We start from the raw sequence: 18,258 nt of genomic DNA, 5'->3' as shown, positions 1-18,258 counted from the left end.
TTATTCTTCGCGGCTCTTGTGCGGCTATTGTTCTTTGTAACGCCTCGGGAACTTGTCGTGATCTGTCACTTACTCATGCAAGAGCCCGGCGATTTCGATCGACGCTATCGCAAATCCAACCTTTGAGAGCCGCACTATGTCCACCAAAACATCCACCATCCTGGTCGTCGAAGACGACGCCATCGTGCGCACGCTGATCGTCGATGTGCTGGAGGAACTGGAATACCGGGTACTTGAGGCCGACGGCTGTGAAGAGGCGCTGGATTTCATCAACGATGAGGACCAGCACATCGACTTGCTGATGACCGATGTGGGGCTGCCAGTCATGGACGGCCGGGAATTGGCGAAGCAGGCGCGCATGCTGCGCCCCGAGCTGCCGATTCTGTTCGCCAGCGGCTATGCCGAAAGCATTGAGGTGCCTGACGACATGCATGTGATCGGCAAGCCATTCTCGATTGATCAACTGCGGGATAAGGTCAAGGGCATACTCTCTGCCAGCTAAACCAGGCATCAACCTAGGCACCGAACTTGAAAAAGTGAGGTGCTATTTGATACAGCATTGGCTCCCTGCCATAAAAATTCCAAACATTCGTTACACCATGAAAACGTTGTTAAGCGCCTTATCCTAGAGGCCGCGTCCGCCTTGCTTTTACTCTAAACCAAACGAACCTTTAGTTATTTTTTCTGGCATGGCGAAATAGCATTTTACAAAACTCAAGTTGTCACTTAACCATAACCAAAAGAGGATGCCGATTCATTTAAACCAACTTTAAATAAACGGATTTATTTATGAGCAGCACGAGCATGCCGGCACATTCCGAGCGTCGTTTGTCTAAACCTTTTCAAGCCACCTATGATATTGAAAAAATCGCAGAAAGTGACAACATTGAAAAACAGAAAGTTATCACAACCCTAAAAAGCAAGATTGCGGAAATGAAAGACGATCCGAAAGTCGACTGGAGCAACTCATTTTTCTCGATCACAAAAGGCTCTTCGTTCGAACAAGCACTACAACCAGGCGCTGTGATGCTGCAAGGTTTGATTGAAACGGAAGCGTTTACTAACTTTCTAATCAGAAGCAAGCTGACAATGCCCGCGGGCACCAATGTATACGTAAGCAGCGATGGCCAAATTGGCGCAACAATCAAAAATACCAAGTACACTTTCACCATCGCGGTAAAGCGAAGCCCAGAGCTTAGCGAAGATTTCAACACCCTCATTGAAATTGCAACAACGATGGGCGGGATGGTTTTTACAACGGAGGACGTCAACGTAAAACAATGGTTGACCTTTCATGAGTATGATGCACCGGAAAATCTGACAGGTATAAAAAACCTGATCAAGCATCTGGAATTTGCCTACCGCCCTTCCCCTGCATTGGGTAACTACTGGGAAGCCATCTCAGGCAGTGAGGACAAGGCTTTGGTGTTGTCGGCGGATGACAGGCAAACAATTCGTACCTTGACCGCTAAGCACATCGGGGGCCGGGGAAAGCTGCTGGTGGACCTGTGTAGTATTGCATTGGGAAGTCGTTCAAAAACAGTAAAGCGATTGAATTGCCGCGAACTCCTACACGTATTGGGTATACACCCCTATTTCAAAAGCTGGTCCGAAAGTTATTTAAAAGCGCTTGACTGGTACGGATCCAAATCAGGTGAATCCGTCTCTGAGTTGAACCTCGAGCAGGTACTCATGACTGCAATTATTCTCGACATTTACCCGGACGCGGGAGGCGACGAGCGTCGAAATCACATCGCGGGTTACAACCTTTATACGCCTGAAAACATAGAGAAATCAGTTCCAGAGGTTTTCACTGAACTGGAACGGCATCTTGAGAATGAGCATGACATTACTTCTGACACCAGTACTCTCGCCGCCTACTTGTTGCTGGCAGGCAGGGCACCCGAATTTCTGGTAAGAAATCTGCCCGAATCATTGCGACTGGGCACCCCCGAATGGATCACGTTCTGTCGGGGTGTTGCCATAGCAGAAGCCAACGCTTGCGGCTCCGTGCTTTCCATGACATTTGCAAACGTCATGCAACTTGAAGCGATTGAGCCAGTCAACAAGGAGCTGGAAATTCTGCACAGCGTGCTGTCAGTCGACCCGATTATTGACTGGGCGCTGCTGAACAACGTGATTACTCTTGAGCAGGTGATCAGTGACTATAAAGGTTCTGGTGATCGTGCCATTGAGGCTTATCAGACGTTTGCGGATGTCTATTCGCAAGCAGTCGCCACGTTGTCGACCCCTCTGCCCAGCCGAAAAGCGATTTCCCGGGAGATACTTGAGCATATCGTGCCGGACTGCTATTTCATCGACGAAAAAATACTGTTCGAGAAACAACGGTCTAGTCACGAGTTCAACAATTTCGAGCCGTTAGCCATGTCCATGGTAGAGCTCAACATGTCCAACCATCTTGGGACACTGAACTGGGATTTGAAAAAAAGCACTAGTCTCTACCAGAGATTTCCGCACCTTGTGCCTAATCTGGTCTCTACGGAGGGGGTTTTCAAACGTCGTTTTGACCAGGCTTATGCGCCATTGGAAAAAGCGATGGCCAGTATTGTCAATCTGGCTTTGTCGGCGTTACCGCCGGCTGACCGGGTTCGTTTGCTGTGCGGTGAAGTCACTTTCTTCACTATCCGCCCCTCGGTTGCCATCATCCAGCCTCCCGATTTGTTTCCTCAGGAAAAACAGAAAGCCAAAGATGAAGCCACGGGGCGCTATGGCGTCGTGATGTGCTCGAAATATGAAGGCCGGTTGTATTGTTATGAACTGTTCACCTTGCACGGTGAATGCAGGGAGAACCCTCAACTGGCAGCACTTGTGCAAAAAGAAGGTCTGCTGGCACAACCTGCGAGACTGGACTTTACCGATCACATCAACAGTTTGAGCAAAGCTGCAAAAATCCATAATTTGCCAACTGATATAGAGAGCTATACCCACGGAGTTCCCCCAGGCAACACGCAGTCAAGTCATGGGGTGATTGAAAAACTGGGGGCATTGAACACATCGGTAAAAACAGGACGCACTATTGAGCCTGGTTATTATGAGAGCTATCAAAGCGAAGAATTCAGTACCCTGACTAATTTCATTTTGAAGCATCGCCCCCTCTGGACGTACGACGAACTGATAGAAGACGCGCGGGGCCGAACAGAACTGGAGCAAAGGTACTCAAAGGAAGAACAACAATTCGAGACATTCATTAATATTATTGTGCCTTTTAAATCCTGCATCGAAGACTTCTTCTCCGATGATCCGGACCGTAACAGGGGCAGCACGCTGTTCTGCGCGCTTGAACTTGCGATGACCGTTTTGCTGGTTGTTGGCGTCGCTGCAAAAGCCGCTAGCGTCGCGGCAAAGGCCGTTTCCACCGCCTCGAAGACCAGAGCGCTAGCCAAGTTGGGCCTAGGGTTTCTCCATTCTGTGTTCAACCCGCTGGACGGTACGCCAGAGCTGATCCTGGGCGTCGGAAAGTATTTAAAGAAAGGTGTATTGGGTATCAGTCGGGCTGGTTTGAACTCTTTGGAAAGTGCAACCCATCAACTTCGAAGACTGTCCGGCAGCGCTGACGCTTATGACTTGATCAAAGCGGCGCAACGAACTGATATCGGACAAGGAATCTGGCGGCCGCTGGGTAGCTCTGGAGATTCTTTCATCGTGTCGGCGGTTCGCATGCAGGATGACTGGTACGCTCTCAACCGGCTGGGGCTGCCGTGGGGAAAGAAACTCAAAAACTTCGACTTGAGTTTCAAGTCCTACGTTCGCAAGAAACTCCTGCCGGATAGCTTCGTCTCCGCCTATGTCAAAAGAAGCTTACCGATCGCCCAGACAAAAATTGACACCGCACTGCATCAACTGATGGAAAACACTGCTGATTTCGACGTAAAAGCAATAATAAAATATTTCTTCGGCAATAGTTCCGCTGAGACTGTTGAGCACCTGACCGAAGCATTACACAGAATGAAAAAAGACCTCAATCACATCTCCCTGAACAACATAGAGATTGTAAAAAAGCCTTCGGACGGCGCGCTGGCTGCAATCTTTCCCGATGCCTTCGCGCGATGGAAAGCGGCGAATTACCCCGCTGACTCGGTTGACAGTCGATTCATGAAGATTTACTCGGACAATATGACTGACTTCTTCCAAAAGGAAAGATTCGACAGAGGGCGGATCGCTGATGGCGTGGTGCATGAGATGTCTCATGGCTCACAACGTACGATTGACCTGATGTATGCCAACCCGGATCCCGCATTTGGTAAGGCAGGCGATGTCGATGTGACTCAGTTGATGAACCTGGCGAAGCATCCGAATGGACTTGACCCGGTCACATTGCGCGATGCCAGTGAAGAGGGGTTCCTTGAGTTTATCAAGCTTAAAAAAGACTTGCCCAAGGTCGTTGCCGAGTCTCCTGCCCTCCTGAACGCCGACTCTTACGCCCTGGCTATTGGCTTGTTGAATCAACGATCTGCCAATTACCCGCGCTTTATCGAAAACCTGGGCCGGATGAGGAGCAAGTTCGAGACAGCAACCGGTAAGCACATCACGGAGGCTGTGATCATTAATCTGTCTACACTCGCCTAGACGCCTGGGGCAGAAAACCGCTGTCAACGGGGTCGCTGACCTCCCGTAGACTCAAGTAAACGGCCGCAAACTCACAGGAATCGCCTCCTGTGGTTTAATTGCGGCCTTTTCTTCGTCCCTCCTCGCCTACACCAAGGAACACTGTCATGAGTCAGCCCAACGCAACCAAAGTTCTGGTCATTGGTTACGTCTGGCCCGAGCCCCGTTCTTCAGCGGCCAGTGGGCACGTCATGCAAATCCTTGAGACATTCTTGCAGCAAGGCTGGGACGTCACCTTCAGTAGCCCGGCCGGCACCGGTGAACATCGGGCTGATCTGACGGCGTTGGGCATTCGTGAAATTCCGATTGAATTGAACAACAGCAGTTTCGACGACTTCGTCAGCGAACTTGCTCCGGACATCGTGCTGTTCGATCAGTTCATGATGGAGGAGCAGTTTGGCTGGCGGGTCGAAAAATACTGTCCCGATGCCCTGCGTGTCCTTGAGACATCGGATCTGCAAAGCTTGCGGCACGCCCGGCATCAGCGCCTCAAGGATCGCTTGAAGGCCAGTGACGACAACAATGATTTCAGCGACTTGTTCGCGCCGGCGTTGCGCGAAGAGTTCGAACTGATGGCTGATACCGATCTCGCCAAACGGGAGATTGCTGCGCTGTACCGTTGCGACTTGAACCTGATGATCTCTGAAGTGGAGATCGAATTGCTGGTCGAGCAGTTCAAGCTGCCGCGCAACTTGTTGCACTGGTGTCCGCTGATGGTCGAATCTGAGAGCGTGCCGCCGACAGCCTTTGACGATCGGGCGCACTTTCTCAGCATCGGCAATTTTCGACATGCGCCGAACTGGGATGCGGTGCTCTGGATGAAAGCAGCCATCTGGCCGTTGATCCGCGAGCAACTGCCCACGGCTCAGTTGCATATCTACGGTGCTTACACGCCCCCCAAAGCTACCGCGCTGCACAACCCGGCCCAGGGTTTTCATGTCATGAACTGGGCAGAAGATGCTTTGCAAGTGATGTCGGCGGCACGCATTTGTCTGGCGCCTCTACGCTTCGGTGCCGGTATCAAAGGCAAGATTGTCGACGCCATGTTATGTGGCACCCCCACGGTGACGACGCCCATCGGCGCCGAAGCCATGCATGGCAATCATCCCTGGCCTGGGGCCGTGGCCCGCACGGCACGGGAAGTGGCTGACTGTGCCGTGCGGCTGTACAAGGATGAAGCGCTTTGGACGCAGGCCCAACTCCACGGGCAGAGGCTGCTGGCCGATCGATATAAAACGTCGGAACATGGCCCGGCGTTGATCAAGAAGTTGTTGTACTGCCAACAGCACTTGCCTCAACTTAGATGCGATAATTTTACCGGTAGCATGCTGCGTCATCACCACCATAAAAGTACGCAATACATGGCGCAATGGATTGAGGCGAAAAACCGAAACCCTGCTTAATTAACGCACAACTAAATACACACATCTTGCATTATCGCGACGATTGATCACCCCTCTATTTCCCTTTATAAATTATTGACCGAAGTGGGTAACAGTCACTCACTTCGGCCAGCCAATAACACCTATCAAACTATGCTAGGAAGCATTAAATGGACAACATTGTTCAAAACAACTATGCACTTAGAAACTGGATGGGCGCCACGCCGGCGATTGATACACTGTCGCTCAATGAGTTGACACTGCCAGGCACCCATAACGCCGGCAGCGACTGGAAAACCTCCTGGCCGCTGATCCCGGGCGCCCATTGGCTGGCCTGTCAGCACGAATCGTTTTACTCGCAACTGTGCCATGGCTCCCGAGTGCTTGACATCCGTTTGACGTATGACGCCAGTGCGCCGGGGCTTGGCAAGTTCTGCATTCATCACAACGGCTACCGTAACGGCCGCACGCTTGGACACCTTGTCAGAGACGTAGAAGCATTTCTGCAAGAAAATTCCAATGAATTCATCATCCTGGACTTTCATGAATTGAGTGGGGATGACTTTGATTACGCTTACTTCAATAAGATGATGGTCCACTTTCTTGGGCGCCGCTTGATTCCCAACCAAGATCGCTCGTTGAGCCTCGGCCAACTCAAACGCCTCAGCGACAGCCAACGCGTTGTGGTTGCTGTGCCTTGGCACTGGGCAATTGACAAGAGCGTGTTCATTCAGCAAATCGAGCACAAATGGTCTGGCAACGGCATCACCAGTGCCGCAGAGTTGGAACAGCACATTATAAAAGTGCTGAAATATCCGCCAGGCACATGGGCACCATGGTCCCTGTCCGCGACCAGTTATAGCGCTCTCGGTGGTCCGGTAGATATTCACGATGAGCTTAATTCGTGGTTTGACCCGAATAAAAGCGACTGGGCAACACGTTGCAACATTATCAACGTCGACTTCATTGAAGAAAGCAACATCGTTTCATATTGCCTGACCGCGAACCTGAGTAAAGCGGCCAAGCAAGCGCGCTAGCTATTTCTTGTGCAAGTATTTCCGTGACTGGCAATGCCGTCGTGCACTTCTATGCTGGGTCATGAAAGCCTTTCTACGCAGGCGAGTAATAGGGGTATGGCACGCAGCCATATCCCACACATGAATTTCGTCGCCGCCATGGAGGAGACGATTCAACGACAAGGAACTGTCATGACCCACAACACAGCCATCACGCTGGATAAACAAACGTGGATGAGCACTGCCCTCGACATCAATCGTATAAAACTGACTGATGTTATCTGGCCCGGCGCCCATAACGCCGGCATGGATAAACAGGCGCCTAATTATGAAGTGGTCGTCGGCAACTGGACGACGTGTCAAAACGGTTCATTTGCATGGCAACTGTCCAATGGCGCACGGGCATTCGATATCCGCTTGGGCTACACCGAGGGTGCTGATCAGTCGATCTTCTATTTCCATCACAATGGCTACCAATCCCATCGAGTCCTCGATGAGCTGATCAGTGCAATATTATCTTTCCTGGATCGCAACCCGGACGAATTTGTGGTTTTCGACTTTCATGAGCTAGGGGACGGCAACAAGCCCTTCGACTATCAGAAACTCAATGAGCTTCTGGTCAGCCAACTCGGACAGCGAGTAATACCGCCTGACAACTCCACAAAAACGATCGGCGAGCTCAAGCGGATCAGTGCTCGCCGCAGGGTGATATTAGCAGCGCCTGTACGGCGGGAACTGGATGAGAATTATTTCTGGCCGCGCATTGCACACAAGTGGATCAACAGGCGGTTTACCGACACCGAGGATTTGAAAACCCATATTTCCAGCACACTCAAAGACGCGCCTTACGAAACATTTTTATGGTCGTTATCGGCCACCAGCTACGCGTTTCTGGGAGGCCCTCAAGACATCAAAAACCACATCAATGACTGGTTCAATCCCACCCGGGACTGGGTGACGCGCTGCAGCATCATCAATACCGACTTTTTCGACGAATCCGAAATCGTTCGTTACTGCTGGAGTGCCACCAGCATGAAAGCGGTATACGGTGATGCCTTGCATGCCCCCGCCTGAGCACAGTTGCGTTGCAAGCTGGCCTTAGGCGTCCCGAAAGAGGCATGATCAAGGGGCGATAACAATAAAAGTGTCCTGACATGAGCCGACCAGCCAGAGTTACCGATCCCTCCTACGAATTGATGGACGACCACAACGGGTTGTCCATCATCTATCGCCAGCACGGATTCCCCTGCCCCCTGGTGCGCTGGCATTTCCACAAGGAATACGAACTGCACCTGATTGTCGCCAGCTCCGGCAAGGTGTTCATCGGTGACTACATCGGTAACTTCTACCCGGAAACACTGTTCCTGACCGGCCCCAACCTGCCCCACAACTGGATCAGCCAGGTGGCCGAAGACGAAGTGGTGCCCGAGCGCGACATGCTGGTCAACTTCACTGACGAGCTGTTCGAAAGCGGCCATCAGGTGTTCGCCGAACTCAAGACAATTGCGCCCTTGCTGGAGCGCGCGCAGTACGGCATCGAGTTTCGCTGCAAGCGCACCATCCGCCAGGCCATGACCTTGATGCAGCGCATCGCCGACACCCAGGGCATGACCCGGCTCGGGCACTTTTTCATTCTGCTGGAGTTGCTGGCGGCGTCCGATGACTACCAGTTGCTTTCCGGTGCCACGACGCCGCAATTGGCCGATGAACACAATATCGACCGTACCAACCGTGCGGTGGATTACATCTTTGCCCATTACGCCCGGGATTTGACGCTGGAAGAAGTCGCCGAGCACTTGGGTCTGACGCCGACCTACTTCAGTCGGGTATTCAAGCAGGCCACCGGGCGCTGTTTCATTGAGTTCGTCAATCGCCTGCGCATCAGCAAATCCTGCGAGTTGCTGGCCGACGGCGACAAACCGGTGACCGATGTGTGTTTCGAATCAGGTTTCAACAATATTTCCAACTTCAACCGGCGTTTCCAGCAGCTCAAGGGTATGACGCCGACGCACTATCGGCGGTTGGTGGTTCAGCGGTTGACCGAGCAAAACCACAGCTGAGACCGAAAAAACCTGTACTCAATTCAACCTCCGCAACGGCTGGATAGCCGTACCTTGCGCCTCCCCATCAAAACATCAGTGCAAAAAAGTATCGGTTTGAGTGCTAGGGATGATTTGTCAGCCCTGCGTTTGAAGGCTGTAATCAGCGCACATTCTTCCCTCCGCAGGAAGACACAAAAACAATAACTGTCCTTCTGTAACCCTCGGGGTGCAGAAAAGGAGTGCATGATGCAACCTTCTGTAAAAGCTCTGCTTGCCCTCACCTGCATGACCCTCAGCAGCGTCAGCCTTGGCGCTCAGACCCTGACCATCGCCACCGTCAACAACAGCGACATGATCCGCATGCAAAAGCTCTCGAAAACCTTCGAGGCCGAGCATCCGGACATCAAACTCAATTGGGTGGTGCTTGAAGAAAACGTCCTGCGTCAACGCCTGACCACCGATATCGCCACCCAGGGCGGGCAGTTCGATGTGTTGACCATCGGCATGTACGAAGCCGCACTCTGGGGTGCCAAGGGTTGGCTGGAACCGATGAAGGACTTGCCGGCCAACTACGCCCTCGACGACGTTTTCCCTTCGGTGCGTGAAGGTCTTTCGGTCAAGGGCTCGCTCTATGCCCTGCCGTTCTACGCTGAAAGCTCCATCACCTATTACCGCACCGACCTGTTCAAGGACGCCGGGCTGACCATGCCGGAGCGCCCGACCTGGGAACAAATCGGCGAATTCGCCAGCAAACTCACCCATAAAGATAAAGAACAGTACGGTATCTGCCTGCGCGGCAAGGCTGGCTGGGGCGAAAACATGGCGCTGATCACCACTGTCGCCAACGCCTATGGCGCGCGCTGGTTCGATGAGAAATGGCAGCCGGAATTTACCGGCGCTGAGTGGAAAAATGCGCTGAATTTCTACGTCGACACCATGAAAAAGTCCGGCCCGCCTGGCGCATCGAGCAACGGCTTCAACGAGAACCTGGCGCTGTTCAACAGCGGCAAGTGCGCCATCTGGGTCGATGCCAGCGTGGCCGGCTCGTTCGTGACCGACAAAACCCAAAGCAAAGTCAGTGACCACGTGGGCTTTACTTACGCACCGCATCAGGTCACCGACAAAGGTTCTGCCTGGCTGTATTCCTGGGCATTGGCCATCCCAACCAGTTCCAAGGCCAAGGAAGCGGCGAAAACCTTCAGCGCCTGGGCCACGTCCAAGGAGTACGGAGCCCTGGTCGCGGAAAAAGACGGCATCGCCAACGTACCGCCAGGCACCCGCGCCTCCACCTACACCGAGGCTTACATGAATGCCGCGCCGTTCGCCAAGGTGACGCTGGAATCGCTGAAAGCCGCAGACCCGAGCCAACCGTCGCAAAAGTCTGTGCCCTACATCGGTATCCAACTGGTAACCATTCCTGAATTCCAGGCCGTGGGCACTCAGGTCGGCAAGCTGTTCTCGGCGGCGCTGATCGGCCAGACCACGGTCGACCAGGCCCTGACCGCCGCCCAGTCAACCACCGAACGTGAGATGAAGCGCGCCGGTTATCCCAAGTAACCCCGCGCACTTGTAGGAGCGAGGCTGTGTGGCGAGGGGGCTTGCCCCCGTTGGGTCGCGAAGCGGCCCCAAAACACTTTGCGACTGCTTCGCAGCCGAACGGGAGCAAGCTCCCTCACCACACAAGCCTCGCTCCTACAGTTGATCTTCATTTGTCTGTTCCCAATTGGTTCTGATCGCCATGAATACTTCAACCACTGTCAAAGCTCACATGGACATCCCGCAACCGGTGCGTAAAAGCCGGTTGACCAACCCTGGCTGGTTTCTGGTCAGCCCCTCGGTGGCGTTGCTGCTGCTGTGGATGATCGTGCCGCTGGGCATGACCGTTTACTTTTCGATGATCCGCTACAACCTGCTCTACCCCGGCGAAAACGAGTTCGTGGGGCTGGAGAACTTCAGCTACTTCCTGAGCGATTCGGGTTTCCTGCCCGGCGCCACCAATACCCTGTTGCTGGTGGGCAGTGTGTTGCTGATCAGCGTGGTGTTCGGCGTGTTGATCAGCGCGTTGCTGGAGGCCAGTGAGTTTCTCGGTCGCGGCATCGTGCGGGTGATGTTGATCTCGCCATTCTTCATCATGCCCACTGTCGGTGCGCTGATCTGGAAGAACCTGATCTTTCACCCGGTCTCGGGGATTCTTGCCTACATCTGGAAGCTGTTCGGCGCCCAACCGGTGGACTGGCTGGCGCACTACCCGCTGCTGTCGATCATCATCATTGTGTCCTGGCAATGGCTGCCCTTCGCGATCCTGATCCTGATGACCGCCATGCAGTCCCTCGACCAGGAACAGAAAGAAGCAGCGCGCCTGGACGGTGCCGGACCGATCGCCATCTTCTGGCACCTGACCTTGCCGCACCTGGCACGGCCGATTGCGGTGGTGGTGATGATCGAAACCATTTTCCTGCTGTCGGTGTTCGCCGAAATCTTCACCACCACCAACGGTGGCCCCGGCTACGCCTCGACCAACCTCGCCTACCTGATCTACAACCAGGCGCTGGTGCAGTTCGACGTTGGCATGGCCTCCGCCGGTGGTTTGATCGCGGTGGTGATTGCCAACATCGCGGCCATCGTGCTGGTGCGCATGATCGGCAAAAACCTGACAGACAAAGCCTGAGGCCTGCGCCATGACTCTTCAACAATCCCGTCGTCTGCAAAGCCTGCTGCTCGGCACCCTGGCCTGGGCCATCGCGATCCTGATTTTCTTCCCGATCTTCTGGATGGTGCTGACCAGTTTCAAGACCGAAATCGACGCGTTCGCCACACCGCCGCAGTTCATCTTCACGCCGACGCTGGAGAACTACCTGCACATCAACGAGCGCAGCGATTACTTCAGCTTCGCCTGGAACTCGGTGGTGATTTCCTTCAGCGCCACGGCATTGTGCCTGCTGATCGCGGTGCCGGCCGCCTACTCCATGGCGTTCTACGAAACCCAGCGCACCAAAGGCACGCTGCTGTGGATGCTCTCCACCAAGATGCTGCCGCCAGTGGGCGTGCTGATGCCGATATACCTGTTGGCCAAGAGTTTTGGCCTGCTGGATACACGAATCGCGCTGATCGTGATCTACACGCTGATCAACCTGCCGATCGTGGTCTGGATGGTTTACACCTACTTCAAAGACATCCCCAAGGACATCCTCGAAGCGGCACGCCTGGACGGCGCCACCCTGTGGCAGGAAATGGTCCGGGTGCTGCTGCCGATCGCCAAGGGCGGCCTGGCTTCCACGGTGTTGCTGTCGCTGATCCTGTGCTGGAACGAGGCGTTCTGGTCGCTGAACCTGACCTCGTCCAAAGCCGCGCCACTGACCGCACTGATCGCCTCTTACTCAAGCCCCGAAGGTTTGTTCTGGGCCAAGTTGTCGGCGGTCTCGACCCTGGCTTGCGCGCCGATCCTGATCTTCGGCTGGATCAGCCAGAAACAGCTGGTCCGCGGCCTGTCGTTTGGCGCCGTGAAATGAATCAGAAGCAAAAGATCGCAGCCTTCGGCAGCTCCTACAAGGACCTCCAGGCCTACGCGATCCCAATGTAGGAGCTGGCGCAGCCTGCGATCTTTTGATCTTGAAGGCTGCAAGCTCAACCCGAATCTCAAAGCGGAGGCCCATCATCATGGCCAACCTGAAAATCAAAAATCTGCAAAAAGGCTTCGAAGGTTTTTCCATCATCAAAGGCATCGACCTGGAAGTGAACGACAAGGAATTCGTGGTGTTCGTCGGCCCGTCGGGTTGCGGCAAGTCCACCCTGCTGCGGCTGATCGCCGGCCTTGAAGAAGTCAGCGGCGGCACCATCGAGCTCGATGGTCGCGACATCACCGAAGTCAGCCCGGCCAAGCGCGACCTGGCGATGGTGTTCCAGACCTACGCCCTGTACCCGCACATGAGCGTGCGCAAAAACATGTCGTTTGCCCTCGACCTGGCCGGTGTAGCGAAAGCCGAAGTCGAGAAGAAGGTCGGTGAAGCAGCGCGCATTCTGGAACTCGGGCCGATGCTCGAACGTAAACCGAAACAGCTGTCCGGCGGTCAGCGTCAGCGCGTAGCGATCGGCCGGGCCATCGTGCGCAACCCGAAAATCTTCCTGTTCGACGAACCGCTGTCCAACCTCGACGCCGCCCTGCGGGTGCAAATGCGCCTGGAACTGTTGCGCCTGCACAAAGAACTGCAAGCCACCATGATCTACGTGACCCACGATCAGGTCGAAGCCATGACCATGGCCGACAAAGTCGTCGTGCTCAACGGCGGCAAGATCGAGCAGGTCGGTTCGCCACTGGACCTGTATCACCAGCCAGCCAACCTGTTTGTCGCAGGTTTTCTCGGCACACCGAAAATGGGCTTCCTCAAAGGCAAAGTCACCCGTGTTGAAAGCCGGGGCTGCGAAGTGCTGCTGGACGCCGGCACCCGCATCACTCTGCCGCTGAGCGCGGCCCACCTGAGCGTCGGCGGCGCGGTGACCCTGGGCATTCGCCCGGAACATCTGGAGCTGGCGCAACCCGGCGATTGCACGCTACAAGTCACCGCCGATGTCAGCGAACGTTTGGGCAGCGACACCTTCTGCCACGTCCTGACCTCGTCCGGTGAAGCGCTGACCATGCGCGTTCGCGGCGATCTGGCGAGCCGTTATGGCGAAACCCTGAGCCTGCACCTGGACGCCGAACACTGCCATTTATTTGATGCCGACGGCGTGGCGCTGACCCGTCCACTGCGCGCCGCAGCCTGATTTCAGAGAGCATGCGATGAAACTGAATAAATCCAACCTCAACCGCCTCGCCCCCGAGGTGGCCCTGCCCGCCTACACCCTGAGCGACACCCGCCAGGGCATCGCGCACATTGGCGTCGGCGGTTTCCACCGCGCCCATCAGGCGTACTACACCGACGCCTTGATGAACACCGGCGAAGCACTGGACTGGGCTATCTGCGGGGTTGGCCTGCGCGCTGAAGACCGTCGAGCCCGGGACGATCTGCAAGAGCAGGATTACCTGTTCACCCTGTTTGAACTCGGCGATACCGACGACACCGAAGTGCGAGTCATCGGCGCGATCCGCGACATGCTGCTGGCCGAAGACGGCGCCGAGGCGCTGATCGATAAACTGGCCAGCCCCGAGATTCGCATCGTCTCGCTGACCATCACCGAGGGCGGTTACTGCATCGACGACAGCAACGGCGAGTTCATGGCGCACCTGCCGCAGATCCAGCACGACCTGACCAATCCGAACGCGCCGAAAACCGTGTTCGGCTTCCTCTGCGCCGCGCTGGCCAAACGGCGTGCAGCCGGCACGCCCGCGTTTACGCTGATGTCTTGCGATAACCTGCCGCACAACGGCGCAGTGACCCGTAAAGCCTTGCTCGCATTCGCTGCCCTGCGCGATACCGACCTGCGCGACTGGATCGAGCGCAACGTCAGCTTCCCCAACGCCATGGTCGACCGCATCACACCGATGACCAGCACCGAGCATCGTCTGCAACTGCACGACACGCACAGCATCGACGACGCCTGGCCGGTGGTCTGCGAACCGTTTGTGCAGTGGGTGCTGGAAGACAAATTCGTCAACGGTCGCCCGGCCTGGGAAAAGGTCGGCGTGCAGTTCACCGATGACGTCACGCCTTACGAAGAGATGAAGATCAAACTGCTCAACGGCAGCCACCTGGCCCTGACCTACCTGGGTTTTTTGAAGGGTTACCGCTTCGTTCACGAAACCATGAACGACCCGCTGTTCGTGCGCTACATGCGCGCCTACATGGACCTGGACGTGACGCCACAACTGGCGCCGGTGCCAGGCATCGATTTGACCGAGTACAAAAACACCCTGGTGGCGCGCTTCTCCAATCAGGCGATTGCCGATCAGCTGGAGCGGGTGTGTTCGGATGGTTCGTCGAAATTTCCGAAATTCACCGTGCCGACCCTCAACCGTTTGATCGCCGATGGCCGCGAGACCAAGCGCGCGGCGCTGGTAGTGGCGGCGTGGGCGCTGTACCTCAAAGGCGTGGATGAGAATGGCCACACCTATTCGATTCCTGATCCGCGGGCGGCGTTCTGTCAGGCGCTGGTGGCTGATGATGCGTTGATCATCCAGCGGCTGCTGGAGGTTGAGGAGATTTTCGGCACGGCGATTCCGCGTTCGCCAAAGTTCGTCGCGGCGTTCGAGTGGTGCTGCAACAGCTTGCGGGAGGTTGGCGTGACGCAGACGCTCGAACGAGTGCTGGCCGTCTGATCGTTCCCACGCTCGGCGTGGGAATGCAGCCCGGGACGCTCCGCGTCCCATCCAGAAGCGGACGCAGAGCGTCCATTGATGCATTCCCACGCAGAACGTGGGAACAATCTTCGGTAGGGTGTTTCCATGGCAAACCAACAACTATTCCTGGGCATCGACTGCGGCACCCAAGGCACCAAAGCCGTTATCCTCGACGCATACAGCGGTCAGGTCCTCGGTCAGGGCGCCGCTGTCCACAGCCTCATCAGCGGCGCCAACGGCCGTCGCGAGCAAGACACCGCCCAGTGGCTGGAAGCCTTTACCCAAGCCACCCGTCGAGCGTTGCTCGCCGCGGATGTCGATGGTCAGGCCATTCACGGCATCGGCGTTTCCGGCCAGCAACATGGCCTGGTGCTGCTCGACGATCACGGCCAGGTACTGCGCCCGGCCAAACTCTGGTGCGATACTGAATCCACCCCGGAGAATGATCGTCTACTGGCTCATCTGGGCGGTGAACAAGGCTCCCTGGAACGCCTCGGCATCGTTATCGCGCCGGGCTACACCGTGTCCAAGCTGCTCTGGACCAAAGAACAACACCCGGAGATTTTCGCCCGGATCGCCCGCATCCTGCTGCCCCATGACTACCTCAACTATTGGCTCACCGGCCGCAGTTGCAGCGAGTACGGCGATGCGTCGGGCACCGGCTATTTCAACGTGCGTACGCGCCAGTGGGACTTGCAACTGCTGCGCGACATCGATCCCACCGGGCGCCTGCAAGCCGCGCTCCCGGAGCTGATCGATGCCCACCAGCCGGTCGGTACGATCCTGCCAGGCATCGCCGAGCATCTGGGCATCAACCCCAAGGCCCTGGTCTCCAGCGGCGGTGGCGACAACATGATGGGCGCGATCGGCACCGGCAACATCAAGCCTGGCGCGATCACCATGAGCCTCGGCTCTTCGGGGACGGTCTACGCCTATGCCGAGCAAGCGCACGTCAGCCCGGACGCCTCGGTGGCGACGTTCTGTTCCTCCAGCGGTGGCTGGTTGCCGCTGATCTGCACCATGAACCTGACCAATGCTACCGGCGCGATTCGCGAGTTGTTCGAACTGGATATCGAGCAGTTCAACGCCTTGGTCGAACACGCACCGATTGGTGCTGAAGGCGTGTGCATGCTGCCGTTCCTCAATGGCGAACGCGTTCCCGCCCTGCCCCATGCCAGCGGCAGCCTGCTGGGGTTGACCATGACCAACCTGACCCGGGCCAACCTGTGCCGCGCCGTGGTGGAAGGCACCACCTTCGGTTTGCGTTACGGGCTGGACCTGCTGCGCCACAATGGCTTACAAAGCCGCAGCATCTGCCTGACCGGCGGCGGTTCGAAGAGCCCGGTGTGGCGGCAAATCGTCGCCGACATCATGAATACGCCAGTGATTTGTACCGAACAGAGCGAGGCCGCGGCGCTTGGCGCAGCGATTCAGGCGGCGTGGTGCAAGTCCTGGGCAAACGGCCACGAAGACAGCCTGGCGGATTTGTGCGAGCGCTGTGTGAAGCTCGACCTAGCCAGTGAAACCTTGCCGATTGCAGAAAATGTACAGGCCTGTCAGCAGGCCTACGAACGCTATCGACAGCATGTCGCAACCCTTTAAAGAGCGAGCAACTATGTATCTGGTGTGTGGTGAAGCACTGTTCGATTTCTTCAGCGAAGACGATGCCAGTGGCCTGGCGTCCAAAGTGAATTTCAAGGCAATTGCTGGCGGCTCGCCGTTCAACGTCGCGGTAGGTTTGCGCCGCTTGGGCGTGGATGCCGCACTATTTGCCGGGCTGTCGACCGACTACCTTGGCCGACGGTTGCAGCAAGTGCTGCAGGATGAAGGCGTGCGCCCGGATTACCTCGTGGACTTTGCCGCGCCGACCACGCTGGCGATGGTGGCGGTCGGTGCCAATGGCTCGCCCCACTACAGCTTTCGCGGCGAAGGCTGCGCTGATCGGCAATTGAAACTGGAGCACCTGCCAGAACTGGGGCCAGAAGTGCGCGGCTTGCACATCGGCTCGTTCTCGCTGGTGGTGCAACCGGTTGCCGATACCTTGCTGGCGCTGGTGCAGCGCGAAAGCGGCAAACGCCTGATCAGCCTCGACCCGAACGTGCGGCTGAATCCCGAGCCGAATATCGAGTTGTGGCGTTCACGGATCGCCACCCTGGTGGAGCTTGCCGACCTGATCAAGGTCAGCGACGAAGATTTGAGTCTGTTGTATCCCGAGCAGGATCCGCAGCGCGTGATCGAAGGCTGGCTGGAACATCGTTGTCAGTTGGTGTTCCTGACCCGTGGCGGTCAGGGGGCGACGGTGTTCAGCCGGGCTCATGGCACATGGTCGGTGCCGGCTTGTTCGGTGAAGATTGCCGACACCGTCGGGGCTGGCGATACCTTCCAGGCGGCGCTGATTACCTGGCTGACCGAACAGCAGCTGGATTCAGTCGACGGTTTGCAACAGCTGAGCAAGGAGCAGATCGATGCCATGCTCAGATTCGCCGTCAGCGCCGCCGCCCTGACCTGCAGCAAGACCGGGCCGGATTTGCCGTATCGGCGGCAGTTGGACTGAAATTCGCGCCCCCATGCCTCTTCTATCGCAGGTCCTGATTTCAGGACCTGCTGGTGGATTTGAATAAAAGACAGCCCGTATAGTTTTCTTCATTGGCTGTTGTATTTTTACGCCAATTATATTTTTTAGATATATTCTTATTGCAAATTAAAAAATATTAACCCAGACAAAAGATAAGCGGCCATTGACAGTTTTATATTTTTATTTCCGAAGTAAATTTATAGCGTTTTACACTTTCAGCTATTCCAAAAACGTAACCGACTACAACCAGGTAGTTACTTGACCGCTACATACCTTCAACTAGTCTCTTTTCCACGCACGGCGCAGGTAAGGACAATTGCCGTGCGGATCCTTATACCACCAC

General features: G+C 55.8%; 13 protein-coding genes. All 13 read left to right on the top strand.

The features are described from left to right. Positions 1–136 precede the first annotated feature (136 nt). The 13 genes from ACCC96_RS16500 (at position 137) to ACCC96_RS16440 (ending at position 17,894) form a co-directional block, all read left to right on the top strand. Positions 137–502, top strand: coding sequence for a response regulator (locus tag ACCC96_RS16500; protein ID WP_413696329.1), 366 nt, complete (start codon positions 137–139; stop codon positions 500–502). Between the two features lie 287 nt (positions 503–789). Next, positions 790–4,587 (top strand): hypothetical protein, encoded by a 3,798-nt coding sequence (locus ACCC96_RS16495; protein WP_413696328.1) that lies wholly within the window; start codon positions 790–792, stop codon positions 4,585–4,587. Positions 4,588–4,733: 146 nt separating this feature from the next. Then, positions 4,734–6,029 (top strand): glycosyltransferase, encoded by a 1,296-nt coding sequence (locus ACCC96_RS16490; protein WP_413696327.1) that lies wholly within the window; start codon positions 4,734–4,736, stop codon positions 6,027–6,029. Between the two features lie 149 nt (positions 6,030–6,178). After that, a complete protein-coding gene (locus ACCC96_RS16485) occupies positions 6,179–7,045 on the top strand; it encodes a phosphatidylinositol-specific phospholipase C domain-containing protein (RefSeq protein WP_258668503.1) in 867 nt (288 codons plus the stop codon). 171 nt (positions 7,046–7,216) lie between these two features. Next, entirely contained in the window at positions 7,217–8,098 is an 882-nt protein-coding gene (locus ACCC96_RS16480) for a phospholipase (protein ID WP_413696326.1), read from the top strand. 80 nt (positions 8,099–8,178) lie between these two features. After that, positions 8,179–9,084, top strand: coding sequence for an AraC family transcriptional regulator (locus tag ACCC96_RS16475; RefSeq protein ID WP_413696325.1), 906 nt, complete (start codon positions 8,179–8,181; stop codon positions 9,082–9,084). A gap of 228 nt (positions 9,085–9,312) precedes the next feature. After that, on the top strand, positions 9,313–10,623 hold the full coding sequence (locus tag ACCC96_RS16470; RefSeq protein WP_413696324.1) for an ABC transporter substrate-binding protein: 1,311 nt from the start codon (positions 9,313–9,315) through the stop codon (positions 10,621–10,623). Positions 10,624–10,804: 181 nt separating this feature from the next. Then, complete coding sequence (locus ACCC96_RS16465; RefSeq protein ID WP_019579063.1) at positions 10,805–11,734, top strand: carbohydrate ABC transporter permease; 930 nt, start codon at positions 10,805–10,807, stop codon at positions 11,732–11,734. Positions 11,735–11,744: 10 nt separating this feature from the next. Then, on the top strand, positions 11,745–12,575 hold the full coding sequence (locus ACCC96_RS16460; protein ID WP_019579064.1) for a carbohydrate ABC transporter permease: 831 nt from the start codon (positions 11,745–11,747) through the stop codon (positions 12,573–12,575). Positions 12,576–12,723: 148 nt separating this feature from the next. Next, positions 12,724–13,827, top strand: coding sequence for an ABC transporter ATP-binding protein (locus ACCC96_RS16455; RefSeq protein WP_258668507.1), 1,104 nt, complete (start codon positions 12,724–12,726; stop codon positions 13,825–13,827). A gap of 16 nt (positions 13,828–13,843) precedes the next feature. After that, positions 13,844–15,319, top strand: coding sequence for a mannitol dehydrogenase family protein (locus tag ACCC96_RS16450; protein WP_413696323.1), 1,476 nt, complete (start codon positions 13,844–13,846; stop codon positions 15,317–15,319). 126 nt (positions 15,320–15,445) lie between these two features. Next, complete coding sequence (gene xylB, locus ACCC96_RS16445) at positions 15,446–16,942, top strand: xylulokinase (RefSeq protein ID WP_413696322.1); 1,497 nt, start codon at positions 15,446–15,448, stop codon at positions 16,940–16,942. 13 nt (positions 16,943–16,955) lie between these two features. Then, positions 16,956–17,894, top strand: a complete 939-nt coding sequence (locus ACCC96_RS16440; RefSeq protein ID WP_413696321.1) for a carbohydrate kinase family protein — start codon at positions 16,956–16,958, stop codon at positions 17,892–17,894. Positions 17,895–18,258 lie beyond the last annotated feature (364 nt).

The sequence above is a fragment of the Pseudomonas sp. Pseusp11 genome, from assembly GCF_047304405.1.
Taxonomy (GTDB): domain Bacteria; phylum Pseudomonadota; class Gammaproteobacteria; order Pseudomonadales; family Pseudomonadaceae; genus Aquipseudomonas.
The sequence above is the reverse complement of the archived record's forward strand: the minus strand, read 5'-3'. Positions and strand labels throughout refer to the sequence as shown.